The sequence below is a fragment of the uncultured Campylobacter sp. genome (assembly GCF_938039205.1).
Taxonomy (GTDB): Bacteria; Campylobacterota; Campylobacteria; order Campylobacterales; family Campylobacteraceae; genus Campylobacter_A.
Genome location: NZ_CALHVM010000018.1, coordinates 1 through 14,336, shown reverse-complemented (window position 1 = coordinate 14,336; position 14,336 = coordinate 1). Strand labels below are relative to the sequence as shown.

The following is a 14,336-nucleotide window of genomic DNA, read 5'->3' as shown; positions in this document are numbered from 1 at the left end:
ATAGCGAAAATTTTAAACCGCGAACTAAACGTAAAATTTAAAGCTATCCAGCTGAGAAATGAGCTCGTCAAAGAGCTTTTTGGAGTTTTGCAGTAGCTTATCGCCCGCTTTATTTTGCTCCATCAGCCTATCAAAAAGCTTTAGCGTGCCGTCTGCGATAAAATTTTTGTGATTTGTGTCTTTAATCTCGGGAAGCTCCTTGCGAAGGGAGTTTGCGAGATTTGTCACGCGTGAAAATATCGGATCCTCGCCATCTTTGACGTTTTTCATAAATTTATCTATGCTGGGCACTATTTTTTCTAGAGCGATTGCTAGTTCCTCTTTATCGCGCGCGTCCAGACCGTCGCCTTTATACGAAAAGCTATAGCCGTACTCGTGCGTGAGAGTGAGCGCAGATGCCGATGCGCCCGCTGTTTTAGCGCTAGCGTAGTCTACTGTTTTGTTATCGTACATTTTTAGATTTATTTCGTCGCCGCTACTGGTTTTAAAGCTAAAATCAAAGCTGTTTAGGCTCGCGCTTTGGTAGTTTTGTAGTTTCATAATTTGCCGTCCTTTTGGCTTTATATCGGCTAAATTTCTTTTTTCTTAATACCCCTTGCGCTAAAATCACTCAAAAAAAGGATGAAAATGTGCTGTTTTGCAACGCGCGTATTTTTGCTCATTAGCGCGACCGTTTTGAGCTTTGTTTTGCACGGATTTTTCCCGCAAATTCCCGTCGTCGCGTTTTATTTTTTACTGGCAAATTTGATCTCGCTTACGATATTTTCGCTATTTTTCGCGGGCAAACTCCCAAGCTTCGTTAAGCCCGCGGCAGTGCACTATTTTAGCTTTATCGGCGGCTTTGCGGCTGGGCTTGGGGTGGCTTTATTTAAACGCGAAAAAGCGGGAGCTAAATTTGTCAAAATCGAGCTTTTTATCTTTGTTTTTTGGCTAGTTTTAGCTTGCTTTTTGGCGCTAAATTTTAGCTGGGTTTCGGCAAATTTGACTCAAATTTTTAGCGCTTAAGGCGGACGAAATGGATGAGAAAATTTTAAAATTTATCCGCAAAATGCACCTGCTTAGCCTTGCTGTTTTAGATGATGGCAGACCATACTGCGCGAGCTGCTTTTACGCTTTTGACGAGGAAAATTTGGCTTTTATCGTAGCTGGCGGAGAGCAGAGCGCTCACGTGAGGGCGTTTTTAGCAGAGCCTGGCGTAGCCGGCACGGTAGCGCTTGATACGAAGGTGGCGGGCAAGATAGAGGGCGTGCAGTTTCGCGCCCTAGCCGCCCCCGCAACCGCACAGCAGATGAAAATCTACTTCGCGCGCTTTCCTTATGCTTTGGCGATGAACCCGAGCCTTTATAGTTTGAGCCTAGGCTGGGTTAAATTTACGCATAATGCGCTGGGGTTTGGAAAAAAACTGATCTGGCAGAGAGCAAATTGAATAAAAAGGCTTGTCTCGCGAGTGCTTTTGAGAGAGATTTGAAATTTTAAGTCTGTGGCAGACTACTTGTCTAGCCTTGACTTAAAATTTCTGCACAACTCTCAAAATCATCTCACGATACTTCGCCTTTATTTCTAGCAATTAAATTTAAGGTCAAATTTACAAAACGATGTGTCAAATTTGAAAACAAAATTTAACACCGTCAAGATACGGGTCTCGGCTACTCAAATTTGAACGTAAAAAGTTAAGGTGAAGTATCGTGAGATGGATTTAAGGGTTGCGACGTAAAAATTTAGCGAAGATAAGACATATAGTCTATCGAGCTAAATTTTTACTAGCTCCGTTAAAGACGCTCGCGAGACAAGCCGCAAATTACTCGACGTTGCCAAACATGTCGAGTTTTTTATCGTATTCTCTTGTCTCTACCCCAAAAAATCCCAACAACGAACTAAAAACATTATCGTGCGAGACGGCTTCGTCTTTTTGCGCGCGCAGGTGAGCTAACGTCGCTTCGTCGCTTGTGTACGCCATCATCGGGATATGTTTTTGCGTATCGGGTGCGATGGCGTAGGGCATGCCGTGCAGATAGATGCCGTTTTCGCCCAGGCTTTCGCCGTGATCGGAGAAATACCAAACCGCGCTTTTATCGCCGCCCGCGGCCTTAACTGCCTTTATCACTTCATTAATGAAAAAATCGGTAAAAAGCAGCGTGTTGTCGTAGGCGTTTACGATACTATCGCTATCGCAGGAGCTAAGCTCGCTCGTGTCGCAAGTCGGGGTAAATTTGCGAAATTCGCTCGGGTAGCGCGCGTAGTAGGCCGGTCCGTGCGAGCCTTGCAGGTGCAGGACGATGATCTCGTTTTGCGCGAGATTTTCGAGGCGTTTTTTGAGGGAGGGCAGCATATTCGTATCGTATCCGGCGTCAAAATACTCGACGTCGCCCGCGTCCAAGCGGTCGCAAACGCCCTTACATTTGCCCGAGTTGTTGCCCAGCCACACGACCTTGACGCCCACGCGTTTTAGGATATCAAGCGCGTTTTCGCTAAATTCTTTACTGCTGTATTCGCTCCTTGTCGATTTTGAAAACAAGCACGGCAGCGAGACGGCTGTCGCAGTTCCGCACGAGCGAGCGTCGCCGAAATAGACCAAATTAGGCTCCTTTTTCGTGTAAAAATTCGTGTCGTTTTTGGCGTATCCGCCGAGCGAATAGTTTTTCGCGCGCGCCGTTTCGCCGACAATCAGCACCATTAGCCGTCGCTCGCGGCTCGGCTTCATCGTAGCGTCCATGCCGATTTGTTTAAATTCGGGCTTGAAAAACTCCATTTTTATATACTTTTGCGTCGCGTAAATCGGATAAAACGGCAGGTTATAGGCTCTGATGAAGCTATTTTCGCGAAAAAACGGGATAATGGACTTAGTCTGCGAAAAAAATAACCCCGCCGCTAGCGCAAAAAAGCCTATAAACGTTAAAAATTTGATCTTTATATGCCGCTTGGCGCCGCCGTACTCTATCCTCGCAAAAGCAACCAGAAGGCAGGGCAAAACGCCCAAAAATAGCATATAGCAAACGAGTTTTGGATTTAAAAAGCTTAATACCTCTCCCGCGTCCGTTTGCGCGACGTTTCTTATCATTTCGCTATCGATTATGATACCGTAGCTTTGCATGAAGTAGCTACTAGCGCACGTAACTCCGATCGCAGCGATACTAACTGGCTTAACTAGATAAGGTAAAAAAACGAGCGAAAATAGCGCGCAAAGCAGCGAAAAATATATAACCGGCAGGCTTGCGGCCATTAGCGGATGAGCTTCAAAGCTAAGCCTTGAATAAATAAAATTAAACAGCCCGAAATTTAGCGCGGCGATAAAAACGGCGTTTAAAAGCGTAAATTTAAACCAAGAAATATGTATCTTCATAGCTTTCCTAATATTGATAATAAGAGCGAAACTTTATCTAAAAAAAGCTTAAAGCTTTAGTCTTTAGCGGTAAAATTTGAGCTCAAATTTGACGTTAGATATAAATTTGAACTTTTAAATTTAGCTTTTGGTGTAAATTTAGTAGCCACTTTGTCAAATTTACTCGCTAAGCGCCAGTGCAAAAAGCGTCCACGCCCAAGTTATCGCAGCCGTGCCGATAGAGACGCAAACGGCGGCGGAGGCGCAGTCTTTGGCGATTTTAGCTAGCGGATGGAAGTCTGGCGAAACGAGATCCACTACCGCTTCTATCGCGGTATTTAGGCACTCGCAGATCAAAACGAGGCCAAAAACGGCGATCAGTAGCGCGTGCTGTGCGGCAGAAACGGGTAAAAACAGCGAAACTAGCGCGAGCGGGACGATGACACAAAGCTCAGTGCGAAACGCCGCCTCGTTTTTTAGCATCGCGGCAAGCCCCTCGAATGCAAATTTGGAGTTTTTGAAAAAGTTGTATTTTGGTTTCATATTTTGCCTTTAAATTTGCGAAATAGTAGCGTAAATTTGTTTTATAAGGCGCTTTTGCGGACGGCGCGATAAACAAAAACGTAGTCAAATTTGCCGCTCAAATTTGATAAAACTCGGCTAGTTTTTTACTCATCAGAAATCTTTGAAGTCTTGTAAAGTAGCGCAAACGCCGCCGCACCGATAACCGCAAAGCTCGTAACCATCGGCAGTAGCGTGCCCTCAAATAGCTGCCCGATCGCGACGCCGATAGGAAGCGAGATCAATGTAGAAACCGAGCCGATCAGCGCGGCCGCCATGCCAGCGATCTTGCCCATAGGCTCCATCGCCATCGCGTTTAGGTTGCCAAAAAGTATGCTCACGCAAAAAAAGCTACTCATGCAAAACGCCATAAAAGTCCACAGCGGCGGCACTCCGTCATACGCAAGAACGACGGGCAAAAACGCGATCGCGATAACGCAAAACGCTTCCATAGCGCGCATGCTAAGGTAGCGCATGCCGTAGATCATCACGAGCTTTGCGTTTGTCATCGACGCGACACCCAGAGCTAGGGCGTTTATCGCAAAATAGATAGGAAACTCGTCGCCTAGCTTGTAACTCACCTCGAAAATCTGCTGAGCGGTGCTGATATAGCTCAAAAACATCCCAAAAATCAGCCCCAAAACGATGGTGTAGCCTGCGGTACGCCTGTTTTTCACGACCTGCGCGGCGTCGCGTTTTATCAAATTTAGGCTAAATTTATTGCGATTTTGCGCAGGCAGAGTCTCGCTCTGGCGCAGTCCAAACCACGCTAGGCACGCAAGCCCCATAAAAGTAAGCATCAAAAATATGCTGCGCCAATTATAAATTTTAAAGATAAAACCGCCAATGATGGGAGCGAGTGCCGGCACGATGATAAAGACGGCCGCGATAAAACTCATCACACGAGCCATCGCGCGTCCCTCGTAAAGATCGCGTATGAGCGCCATCGCGATGATCCTAGGGCCCGCAGCGCCTAGTCCCTGGAAAAATCTGCTTGCTAAAAGCGCGGTAAAATCGCTCGTGACGACCGAAATAAAGGAGCTTGCCGTAAATATCGCAAGCGCGAGCAGTACGGCGTTTCGTCGCCCGATAAAGTCGCTAAGCGGTCCGTAAAATATCTGCCCTACGGCAAAACCCGCAAACATCGAGGATATGACGAGCTGGGTTTGGTTTATCTGCGTCACGCCAAGATCTAGGCCGATCTGCATGAGTGCGGGCAACATCGCGTCGGTGCTCATAGCTCCAAGCGAGGTTAGAAGCGCCATAAGCGCGATAAATTCTACGAAAGGTAAGGTTTTGGGGATAAATTTCATCTTAAATTCCGCTTTTTGGATTTAGGGGCGATTGTATAAAAAATAAGCTTAAATTTTGAGATTGGTTTGGGTGGAAATTGGCGCCAAATTAAATTTGATCTATCTAAAAAACTCGGGGTCAAATTTGGAGATCAAATTTAAGTCCGCGCGAGTAAATTTCGCTAAATTTAACGCTTTAGTGAGTAGCAATTTAAGAAATTCGAGATTTTACTGTGAAGTAGTTAAAAGTAAAACAATGATGAGCTGGTTGCTTTTGGATTTTATTGAAATGCTTTAGATTGTAAAAATAGAGGATGGTGGTTAGAGGCAGAATCGAACTGCCGACACGCAGATTTTCAGTCTGCTGCTCTACCGACTGAGCTATCCAACCACGCTATTAAAAAGAAATGTGATTTTAGCCACTTGATACTTAAATTTTGGTTAAAGGTGCAAAATTCGGCGCATTTTTAAAATATGAAATTTATTTTTAAAGGCAGTCGCTCAAATTTAGCGGCTTTACGGCGCATATATCGCGTCAAATTTGCAAATTTAAAATCGCTTTTTTAAACTCATCCCCACGCTCTACGTAGCTGCTAAACTGATCTAGGCTTGCCGCTGCAGGGCTTAAAAGCGCTATTTCGTCCAAATTTTCACTGTTTGCGCCGACCTTCGCAACTCCGTCAAATTTGAAATTTTTATCTATCTCGCCGACTGCGACGTTTAAAAACTCGCATTTTACGGCCGGGATTTTAAACTCGCCGGCAAGCTTCATTAGCTTATCTGTATTTGAGCCGATAGCGTAAATTTGCGCCTTGGCACAGCGCAAGGCTTCAAAAAGCGGCCGCATATCTACGCCTTTATCGTCGCCGCCTAAAATCAAATGCAAAAATTTACCCTCATATCGCTTGACGGCTTGGATGCTTGCGTCGATATTGGTCGCTTTCGTGTCGTTTACCCACATTCTTCCGCGTGCATCGTGAAACTCCTCGAGCTTATTGCCTTCGATGACAAAGCCGTTTAATAGCTGTACGTCGCATCTATCGAGCAAAATTTTTTGGATAGCAAGCGCCAAAAGAGCGTCCGTTAAAAACGGCGTTTTAAAGGCGATATCGTTTAAATTTACTCCGCAAAACCGGGCCAAATCAGCCTCGTTTTCGTAGCTTATCACCTTTGCTTTAGTAGGCGTATCGGCGTAAATTTTAGGCAGGATCGCGACTGCGTTTTCGCCCATCATTGCTAGCGGTTTTAGCTTGGCGCGCTCATACTCGGCAAAGTCGCCGTGCCAGCTGAGGTGATCGGGCGTGATCGGTAAAAGCGCGTAAATGCCGGGCGTCGCGGTATTTGTGTAGTGCATAGTAAAAGAGCTGGTCTCTAACACCCAAATTTTAGCGTTTACGTCAAGGTCCGCGAGCGGAACGCCGACGTTGCCGCCCATGACGGAGCCGTAGCGCGCCAGCAGGTGCTGCGTCATCTTTGTCGTCGTGGTTTTGCCGTTCGTACCGCTGATCCAGACGCTAAAGGGCATTTTGTCGCCGTAAATTTTGTAAAAGTAGTCGTATTCGCTGATGAGATTTTGCGCGTTTTTAACTAGCTCGTGGCTCGGCGGGAAACCGGGGCTTGGGATCTCGAGGCCGCTTTTTTCTGGCACGAAAAGGTTTGGCGGTAGTAGCGTGTTACCCCATTCGTCGCTTGAGATCTCGCTAAATTTATCGTCGTAGATGTCCCAGTCGCCCTCTTTGCCGAAGTTTTTCGCGATCGCACGCGTCGTGCCGCCGTAGCCAAATAGCGATTTTCTCATTTTCTCCCCTTTGCCCCTAAAATTTGCGTTTCTCGTCCGTGCTAAGATCGGCTTTAGCCGTTTTGCTCGCGCTAAATTTACCTGATTTTTAGCGCGGTCATAGCGATCAAATTTGCCAAAACAGCGATGAGCCAAAATCTCACGATGATCTTGTTTTCCACCCAGCCTTTTATCTCAAAATGATGGTGTATCGGCGCCATGAGAAAAATTCTCTTTTTAAAAATTTTAAAGCTTCCGACCTGCAAAATCACGCTCAGGGTCTCCATAACAAAGACGAAACCGATGATGATGAGCAGGATCTCGTTTTTCGTCATCACGCCCATGAGACCGATATATGCGCCTACGCTCAGGCTTCCGCTATCGCCCATGAAAACCTCGGCCGGATGACAGTTAAACCATAAAAATCCCATCAGAGAGCCGATCAGGGCGGCGGCCACTACGACCGTCTCGCCCACGCCCGCGATCTTTGGTAAAAGTAAATACGAACTAAAGACCGCGTGTCCACAGATGTAGGCAAATACGCCCAAAGTCAGCAGCGAAAACACCGCAGGCACCGTAGCTAGACCGTCTAGGCCGTCGGTTAAATTTACCGCATTTGAGGCTGCGACGATGACGAGCGTCCAAAAGGCCACCGCAAAAACGCCTAGATCAAGCACCGGAAATTTGTAAAACGGTAGGTAAAATTTGCTCCCCAGCTCGCCGTGTAAGTACAGCATCGAAGAAACTGCGAAGGCGATCAAAATTTGCGCCGCGAGCTTGGCTCTAGGGCTTAGTCCGTCGTGGTTTTTGCCGCCTGAGATTTTGCGATAGTCGTCTTTAAACCCAAGCGCCGTAAAGCCTGCTAGGCAGATCAGCGAGGCAAGGACGAAGACGTTGTCAAGGCGCGCGCAAATCACGCTCGCCCCAAGCGCTGCTCCGATAAAGACAAGCCCGCCCATCGTCGGCGTTTTTGCCTTTTTTTGGTGCGTTTGCGGAGCTAGCTCGTAGATGGGCTGGGCGGCGTTTTTGGCCTTTGCCCACGCGATAAATTTAGGCAGCGCCCAAACGGTCAAGCAAAATGCGATAAAAAACGAAAAACCCGCGCGAACGGTGATGTACTGAAAGATATTAAAATTTGAGAATTCATAAATATAGTAAAACATAAAAGCCTTTATTTAAAAAAAAACTAATTTTAGTATAATGCCGTTAAAAAATATCTAAATTTAAGGCGAAAATTTAAAAATGGCGCAAAAAACTATTTTGGTGATCACAGACGGCATCGGATATAATGAAAGTAGCGAATTTAACGCATTTGCGGCGGCAAAAAAGCCCACATACGACTGGTTGTTTAAAAACGTGCCAAACGCGCTCATAAAAACCTCGGGCCTGGCAGTGGGCCTACCTGACGGACAGATGGGAAACAGCGAGGTTGGGCACATGTGTATCGGCAGCGGGCGGGTTTTGTATCAAAATTTGGTAAAAATTTCGCTCGGTTTTGAAAACGGCTCGCTGGCTAAAAGCGAAAAGCTTTTAAATTTGTTTAAAACTTGCAAGCGCGTCCATGTCGTCGGGCTTTACAGCGACGGCGGCGTGCATTCGCACATGAGCCACTTTGACGCGATGTGTTCCCTTGCGGTCGCAAACGGCTGCGAGGTATGCGCTCACGCTATAACCGACGGTCGCGACGTAGGCCCAAAAAGCGGACTGGCTTTCATAAAATCGCTGCAAGAAAGGGCGCAAAATAAAGGCTTTAAGCTAGCTAGCGTTAGCGGTAGGTTTTACGCGATGGACCGCGACAAGCGCTGGGAGCGCGTGAAAACGGCCTACGATGCGATGACGCGCGGAGAAAACGGGCAAACTATCTCACCGCTAGAGTACATCATGCAAAGCTACGAGGCGGGCGTGACGGACGAGTTTATCGTGCCGGCTAGCTTTGGGGATTTCGGCGGTATCGGCGAAGACGACGGCGTGATATTTATAAACTTTAGAAACGACCGCGTGCGCGAGATCGCGGCGGCTTTGGGCGATGAAAATTTTAGCGAATTTGCGCGCCCTTTTGTCGTAAAAAATCTACTCACCATGACCGAATACGACGCAAATTTCGCCTTTCCCGTATTATTTGAAAACGAAAAGCTAAAAAATACTCTCGCCGAGGTCGTCGCAAACGCAGGCCTAACGCAGCTGCACACTGCCGAGACCGAGAAATACGCGCACGTGACCTTTTTCTTTAACGGCGGCGTCGAGGAGCTAGCCCAAAACGAAACGAGGGTGCTGGTGCCAAGTCCTAAAGTAAAAACCTACGACGAAAAGCCCGAAATGAGCGCGCAAGCCGTGTGCGAAGCAGTGCTAAAAGGGATGGAGGACGGACAGGATCTGATCGTGGTAAATTTTGCAAACGGCGATATGGTCGGGCATACGGGCGAATTTGACGCGGCAGTGAAGGCGGTCGAGGCCGTGGATGCGGTGCTGGGGCGCATCGTAGCAAAAGCAAAAGAGAAAAACTACGCGCTAATCATCACGAGCGACCACGGCAACTGCGAGCAGATGAAGGACGCGCAGGGCAATTTGCTAACCAACCACACGACTTTTGACGTGTTTTGCTTCGTGATGGGTGAGGGCATACGAGCGGTAAAACCAGGCGGTCTAAACAATATCGCCGCGAGCGTTTTGGCGCTAATGGGTGTCGAAAAACCGGCCGAGATGGACGAGGCACTGTTTTAATACTATATAAATTTTAGGTAAAAGGCTTTTTAGCTTTCGTCTGATAAAATGCGAGTAAAATTTGAAATCAAGGAGAAAAAATGAAATTTAGCGGAAAAAACGTGCTAATCACCGGCGCAAGTCGCGGTATCGGCGCGCAGATAGCCAAAACCCTAGCACAAATGGGGCTAAAAGTGTGGATAAACTACCGCTCAAAGCCCGAAATCGCCGATGCCCTGCAAGCTGAGATCGTAGCAAGCGGCGGACAGGCTGCGGTGGTTAAATTTGACGTGACGGACGAGGATGAGTTTGTAAAGGCGATAAATTTGATCGTGGACGCCGACGGCGAGCTGGGCTACCTCGTAAATAACGCCGGCATCACGAACGACAAGCTCGCGCTTCGCATGAAAACGGAGGATTTTACTAGCGTGATAGGTGCAAATTTGACCTCGGCCTTTATCGGATGCCGCGAGGCACTAAGAGTAATGAGCAAAAAACGCTTCGGCGCGGTCGTAAACGTAGCCTCGATCGTGGGCGAGATGGGTAATGCGGGGCAAGCTAACTACGCTGCTAGCAAGGGTGGAATGATTGCGATGAACAAAAGCTTCGCCAAAGAGGGCGCGGCGAGAAATATCCGCTTTAACTGCGTAACTCCGGGCTTCATCGAGACGGATATGACGAGCGAGCTGAGCGACGAGATCAAAAAAACCTACAGCGACAACATCCCGTTAAAGCGATTTGGAAGCGCTAGCGAAGTGGCCGAAGCTGTGGCGTTTTTGCTAAGCAATCACGCTAGCTACGTTACGGGCGAGACGCTAAAAATCAACGGCGGACTATATATGTAACCGCGTAAATTTTGCGTTTTTGCGAAATTTTAAGCTAAAATATACTAAAATCACGAAATTTTTAATTTTTAGGAGAAGAAAATGGCAGTATTTGATGACGTAAGAGACGTAGTGGTTGAGCAACTAAGCGTGGCTCCAGATGCGGTAAAGCTTGAGTCTAAGATTATCGAGGATCTAGGTGCAGACTCGCTTGACGTAGTCGAGCTAGTTATGGCTCTTGAGGAGAAATTTGAAGTAGAGATACCTGATAGCGACGCCGAGAAACTAATCACTATAAACGACGTCGTAACCTACATCGAGAACCTAAATAAATAAGTTTTTGTAAGGAGAGATCTTGAAAAGAGTCGTAGTAACCGGGATTGGGATGATCAACGCTTTAGGGCTCGACAAGGATAGTTCATTTAAGGCTATCTGCGAAGGTAAAACCGGCGTAAAAAAGATAACCTCTTTTGACGTGAGCGATTTTCCAGTTCAGATTGCTGCCGAGATAACGGACTTTGACCCGCTTAGCGTTATGGATGCTAAGGAGGTTAAAAAGGTCGATAGATTTATCCAGCTTGGATTAAAAGCTGCTAAAGAGGCTATGGCTGACGCAAATTTCGACAAATTTGACGCTGAAAATTTCGGCGTTAGCTCTGCTGCTGGCATAGGCGGTTTGCCTAATATCGAAAAAAACTCCAATATCTTGCTTGAAAAAGGCTCAAGACGTATTTCTCCGTTTTTTATACCTTCTGCACTAGTAAATATGCTGGGCGGCATAGTTTCGATAGAGCACGGCCTAAAAGGGCCCAATATCTCTAGCGTAACTGCATGTGCGGCGTCTACTCACGCCATCATCGAAGCGGCTAAAACTATCATGATCGGCGAAGCGCAAAAAATGCTAGTCGTAGGCTCCGAGTCTACGGTTTGCGGCGTAGGTATCGGGGGATTTGCGGCTATGAAAGCGCTTTCTACTAGAAACGACGATCCACAAACGGCATCAAGACCTTTTGATAAAGACAGAGATGGCTTTGTTATGGGCGAAGGTAGCGGTGCACTCGTGCTCGAAGAGTATGAAAGCGCTAAGGCTAGAGGGGCTAAAATTTATGCCGAGGTGGTCGGTTTTGGCGAGAGTGGTGACGCGTATCATATAACTTCGCCTTCACTCGAAGGGCCGCTTTCTGCGATGAAAAAGGCCTTAAAAATGGCTGGAAATTTACAGATCGACTACATTAATGCACACGGCACCTCGACACCGACCAATGATAAAAACGAAACTGCAGCATTAAAGGCTCTTTTTGGCGGCAATGTACCGCCGGTTAGCTCTACCAAGGGGCAAACTGGACACTGCCTTGGCGCGGCTGGCGCGATAGAGGCTGTCGTATCTATAATGGCTATGCAAGAAGGTCTTATACCGCCTACGATAAACTATACAACAAAAGACGAGGAATGCGACCTGGACTACGTGCCAAACGTGGCTAGAAAAGCTGAGCTAAACGCCGTTATGAGCAACTCTTTTGGATTTGGCGGCACGAACGGCTCTATTATATTTAAGAAGATATAATGGCAAGTTATCTAGACTTTGAGCAGGGTATCAAACAAATAGATGATGATATCGCAAACGCGAGGATTCGCGGCGATGAACACGCAGTAGAAATTCTAAATAAAAATTTAGAAAAAGAGACCGCTAAAATTTACAAAAACCTTAACGAGTTTCAGCGTCTTGCTTTAGCTCGTCATCCGGATCGCCCTTATGCTATCGACTACATTAAGGGTATGATGAGGGATTACTATGAGCTTCACGGCGATAGAGCGTATCGCGACGACGGGGCGATAGTTTGCTTTATCGGCTATATAGGCTCTAAAAAAGTCGTCGTGATAGGCGAGCAAAAGGGTCGAGGAACCAAAAATAAACTAAAAAGAAATTTTGGTATGCCTCATCCCGAGGGTTACCGTAAAGCCTTACGAATAGCTAAGATGGCTGAGAAATTTGGACTTCCTGTACTGTTTTTGATTGATACTCCAGGCGCGTATCCAGGCGTTGCGGCTGAGGAGCGCGGTCAAAGCGAGGCGATCGCTAGAAATTTATTTGAATTTGCAAATTTAAAAACTCCGATGATAGCCGTCGTTATAGGCGAGGGGGGAAGCGGCGGAGCTCTAGCTATAGGCGTAGCCGATAAGCTAGCTATGATGCGAAATTCAGTTTTCTCGGTTATCTCGCCGGAGGGTTGCGCAGCTATACTTTGGAACGACCCATCAAAACAAGAGCAAGCTACTAAAGCACTAAAAATAACTGCTGACGATCTAAAAAGCTTAAATTTGATAGACGACGTCATAGAAGAGCCGATAAATGGCGCTCACAGAGATAAAGAGACTGCCGTAAAAGCGCTTGCGAGTTATTTTATAACCGAGCTAGATAAACTTGAAAAGCTAAAAGTAGATGAGCTTTTAAACGCCAGAATAGCTAAAATCTTATCTGCAGGCGCATTTGAAGAGGGCAAATAGCGCTAAAAAATAGTACTCTTACAAAAAGTTGCTTGAACTTTTTGTAAGTTGCTTATTTATTTCCGAATTATTCAAATTTGCACGAGTCTTACAGAAAATATTCGTAAAACCAAAATAATCTTACTAAAATTAGTTTAATGGCTTCTTGGCACAAAATACCTGTTTTATAATTTTATGTTATGTAGAAAAGTTATAAAATAGTATTTAGAAAATGCATTTGGGTCAAAAGATGGTTTGAAAAATAAATTTGGCCACATAAGTTTTAAATTTGCAAATTTGAAATTTACCCGCCAGCCGCCTTTAAATTTATTCTGAAATATCCTTATCAAAATATTTCATTGATATTTCTTTTAGCTTGCCCTCGGCTCGTAGCTCGTTTAGGGCTTTGTTTATCGCTTCCAGTAGCTCGGCGTTGCCTTGATGTACGATCGCAGCAGTGTACATCGGATCCTCACCTGCTTCTACAAGCTTTATAGGCGCTTTTGGGTGTTGCTTTTTGTTAGTCGTAGAACATCACGGCGTCGTCTATCGTGTCGTCGGCGCGTTTGGTGATTATGAGATTTATCTGGTCGCTTAGGCTATTGGCTACGACGAGCTTTGCGCCGTATTTCTAGACAGTTGGGATCCACATGCTATTTACTGAGTGCGTCGAGCGTTTGCCCTTTAGATCGGCGAAGCTCTTGATATCGTCGTCATCCTCGTGCACGATAATCGCCGAGTACGAGGTCATGTATGGCACGGAGTAGTCGTACTTTTTCTTGCGCTCTTCGGTAATGCTTACTTGGTTAAACACGGTGTCCGCCTTGCCCGCGTCAAACGCCGCTAGCATCGCGTTCCACGAGGCTTCGATAAATTTAGGCTTTAGGCCTAGTTTGCCTGCGACCGCTCTTGCGATCTCGACGTCGTAGCCCATCAGCTCGTCTTTTTCATTGTGAAACGAAAACGGCGAATACACTCCTTCGGTGGCGATAGTGATCACACCATCCTTTTTGATCTGCTCGAGCGATTTTGCGCTGGCTAAATTGAACAAATGGCAAGCGCCGCACCTAGTTTTAAAATTTACCTTAGCTTCATGCTAACTCCTTTTGTGAAATTTGAAAATATAACCTTAAAAATCGCGATCGCGATATAAATTTAAATTTGACGGACCGATAAAAAGCCGACAAAACCAGCCGCAGCCCAAAGCCCTTATCCCTCGCAAAGCTTGCCGCACGCGTCGGCGCGGCATCTGCTGCAGTGAGTCATTTGATGAATGGAGCCGCCGATGAGCTTTCGCATGCTGCGAATTTCTTCATTCGAGGGCGATTTGATATTTGCAAAAGGGGTGTCATGCACGGGGATCATCGCCATGCAGTTCA

General features: G+C 46.5%; 13 protein-coding genes, 1 tRNA gene and 1 pseudogene. 7 read left to right on the top strand and 8 right to left on the bottom strand.

Annotation, left to right across the window (positions count from 1 at the left end):
• Positions 1-24: 24 nt before the first annotated feature.
• Entirely contained in the window at positions 25-540 is a 516-nt protein-coding gene (locus Q0394_RS02305; RefSeq protein ID WP_298945386.1) for an ATP/GTP-binding protein, read from the bottom strand.
• An 87-nt stretch (positions 541-627) separates the two neighbouring features.
• Between Q0394_RS02305 and Q0394_RS02300 the strand changes: the two genes are divergently transcribed.
• A complete protein-coding gene (locus tag Q0394_RS02300) occupies positions 628-1,005 on the top strand; it encodes a hypothetical protein (protein WP_298791156.1) in 378 nt (125 codons plus the stop codon).
• 10 nt (positions 1,006-1,015) lie between these two features.
• Positions 1,016-1,426 carry a pyridoxamine 5'-phosphate oxidase family protein gene (locus Q0394_RS02295; protein ID WP_298945385.1) on the top strand — a complete coding sequence of 137 codons (411 nt, stop codon included), beginning with the start codon at positions 1,016-1,018 and terminating at the stop codon, positions 1,424-1,426.
• A 372-nt stretch (positions 1,427-1,798) separates the two neighbouring features.
• On the opposite strand, the gene Q0394_RS02290 is transcribed toward Q0394_RS02295, so the two are convergent.
• From Q0394_RS02290 to mraY, 6 genes are all read right to left on the bottom strand, one after another.
• Positions 1,799-3,340: a phosphoethanolamine--lipid A transferase gene (locus Q0394_RS02290; protein WP_298945384.1), complete on the bottom strand. Its 1,542-nt coding sequence runs from the start codon at positions 3,338-3,340 to the stop codon at positions 1,799-1,801.
• Between the two features lie 159 nt (positions 3,341-3,499).
• Positions 3,500-3,862 (bottom strand): diacylglycerol kinase, encoded by a 363-nt coding sequence (locus tag Q0394_RS02285; RefSeq protein ID WP_298945383.1) that lies wholly within the window; start codon positions 3,860-3,862, stop codon positions 3,500-3,502.
• 125 nt (positions 3,863-3,987) lie between these two features.
• Complete coding sequence (locus Q0394_RS02280; RefSeq protein ID WP_298945382.1) at positions 3,988-5,193, bottom strand: multidrug effflux MFS transporter; 1,206 nt, start codon at positions 5,191-5,193, stop codon at positions 3,988-3,990.
• A 294-nt stretch (positions 5,194-5,487) separates the two neighbouring features.
• A tRNA-Phe gene (locus Q0394_RS02275) sits at positions 5,488-5,563 on the bottom strand.
• 144 nt (positions 5,564-5,707) lie between these two features.
• Positions 5,708-6,970 carry a UDP-N-acetylmuramoyl-L-alanine--D-glutamate ligase gene (gene murD / locus Q0394_RS02270; protein ID WP_298945381.1) on the bottom strand — a complete coding sequence of 421 codons (1,263 nt, stop codon included), beginning with the start codon at positions 6,968-6,970 and terminating at the stop codon, positions 5,708-5,710.
• A gap of 77 nt (positions 6,971-7,047) precedes the next feature.
• Positions 7,048-8,112, bottom strand: coding sequence for a phospho-N-acetylmuramoyl-pentapeptide-transferase (gene mraY, locus Q0394_RS02265; RefSeq protein WP_298945380.1), 1,065 nt, complete (start codon positions 8,110-8,112; stop codon positions 7,048-7,050).
• A 79-nt stretch (positions 8,113-8,191) separates the two neighbouring features.
• Here mraY and gpmI point away from each other — a divergent pair, with 79 nt between their 5' ends.
• From gpmI to accA, 5 genes are all read left to right on the top strand, one after another.
• Positions 8,192-9,670, top strand: a complete 1,479-nt coding sequence (gene gpmI / locus Q0394_RS02260) for a 2,3-bisphosphoglycerate-independent phosphoglycerate mutase (RefSeq protein WP_298945379.1) — start codon at positions 8,192-8,194, stop codon at positions 9,668-9,670.
• Positions 9,671-9,750: 80 nt separating this feature from the next.
• Positions 9,751-10,494, top strand: coding sequence for a 3-oxoacyl-ACP reductase FabG (gene fabG / locus Q0394_RS02255; RefSeq protein ID WP_298945378.1), 744 nt, complete (start codon positions 9,751-9,753; stop codon positions 10,492-10,494).
• An 81-nt stretch (positions 10,495-10,575) separates the two neighbouring features.
• Positions 10,576-10,809 (top strand): acyl carrier protein, encoded by a 234-nt coding sequence (gene acpP, locus Q0394_RS02250; RefSeq protein ID WP_297968972.1) that lies wholly within the window; start codon positions 10,576-10,578, stop codon positions 10,807-10,809.
• A gap of 19 nt (positions 10,810-10,828) precedes the next feature.
• Positions 10,829-12,037: a beta-ketoacyl-ACP synthase II gene (locus tag Q0394_RS02245; RefSeq protein WP_298945377.1), complete on the top strand. Its 1,209-nt coding sequence runs from the start codon at positions 10,829-10,831 to the stop codon at positions 12,035-12,037.
• On the top strand, positions 12,037-12,978 hold the full coding sequence (gene accA, locus Q0394_RS02240) for an acetyl-CoA carboxylase carboxyl transferase subunit alpha (protein ID WP_298791737.1): 942 nt from the start codon (positions 12,037-12,039) through the stop codon (positions 12,976-12,978). The genes Q0394_RS02245 and accA overlap by 1 nt, the downstream gene beginning before the upstream one ends.
• Before the next feature lie 306 nt (positions 12,979-13,284).
• Here accA and Q0394_RS02235 read toward each other — a convergent pair.
• Positions 13,285-14,008, bottom strand: a pseudogene (locus Q0394_RS02235) (transporter substrate-binding domain-containing protein).
• Positions 14,009-14,336 lie beyond the last annotated feature (328 nt).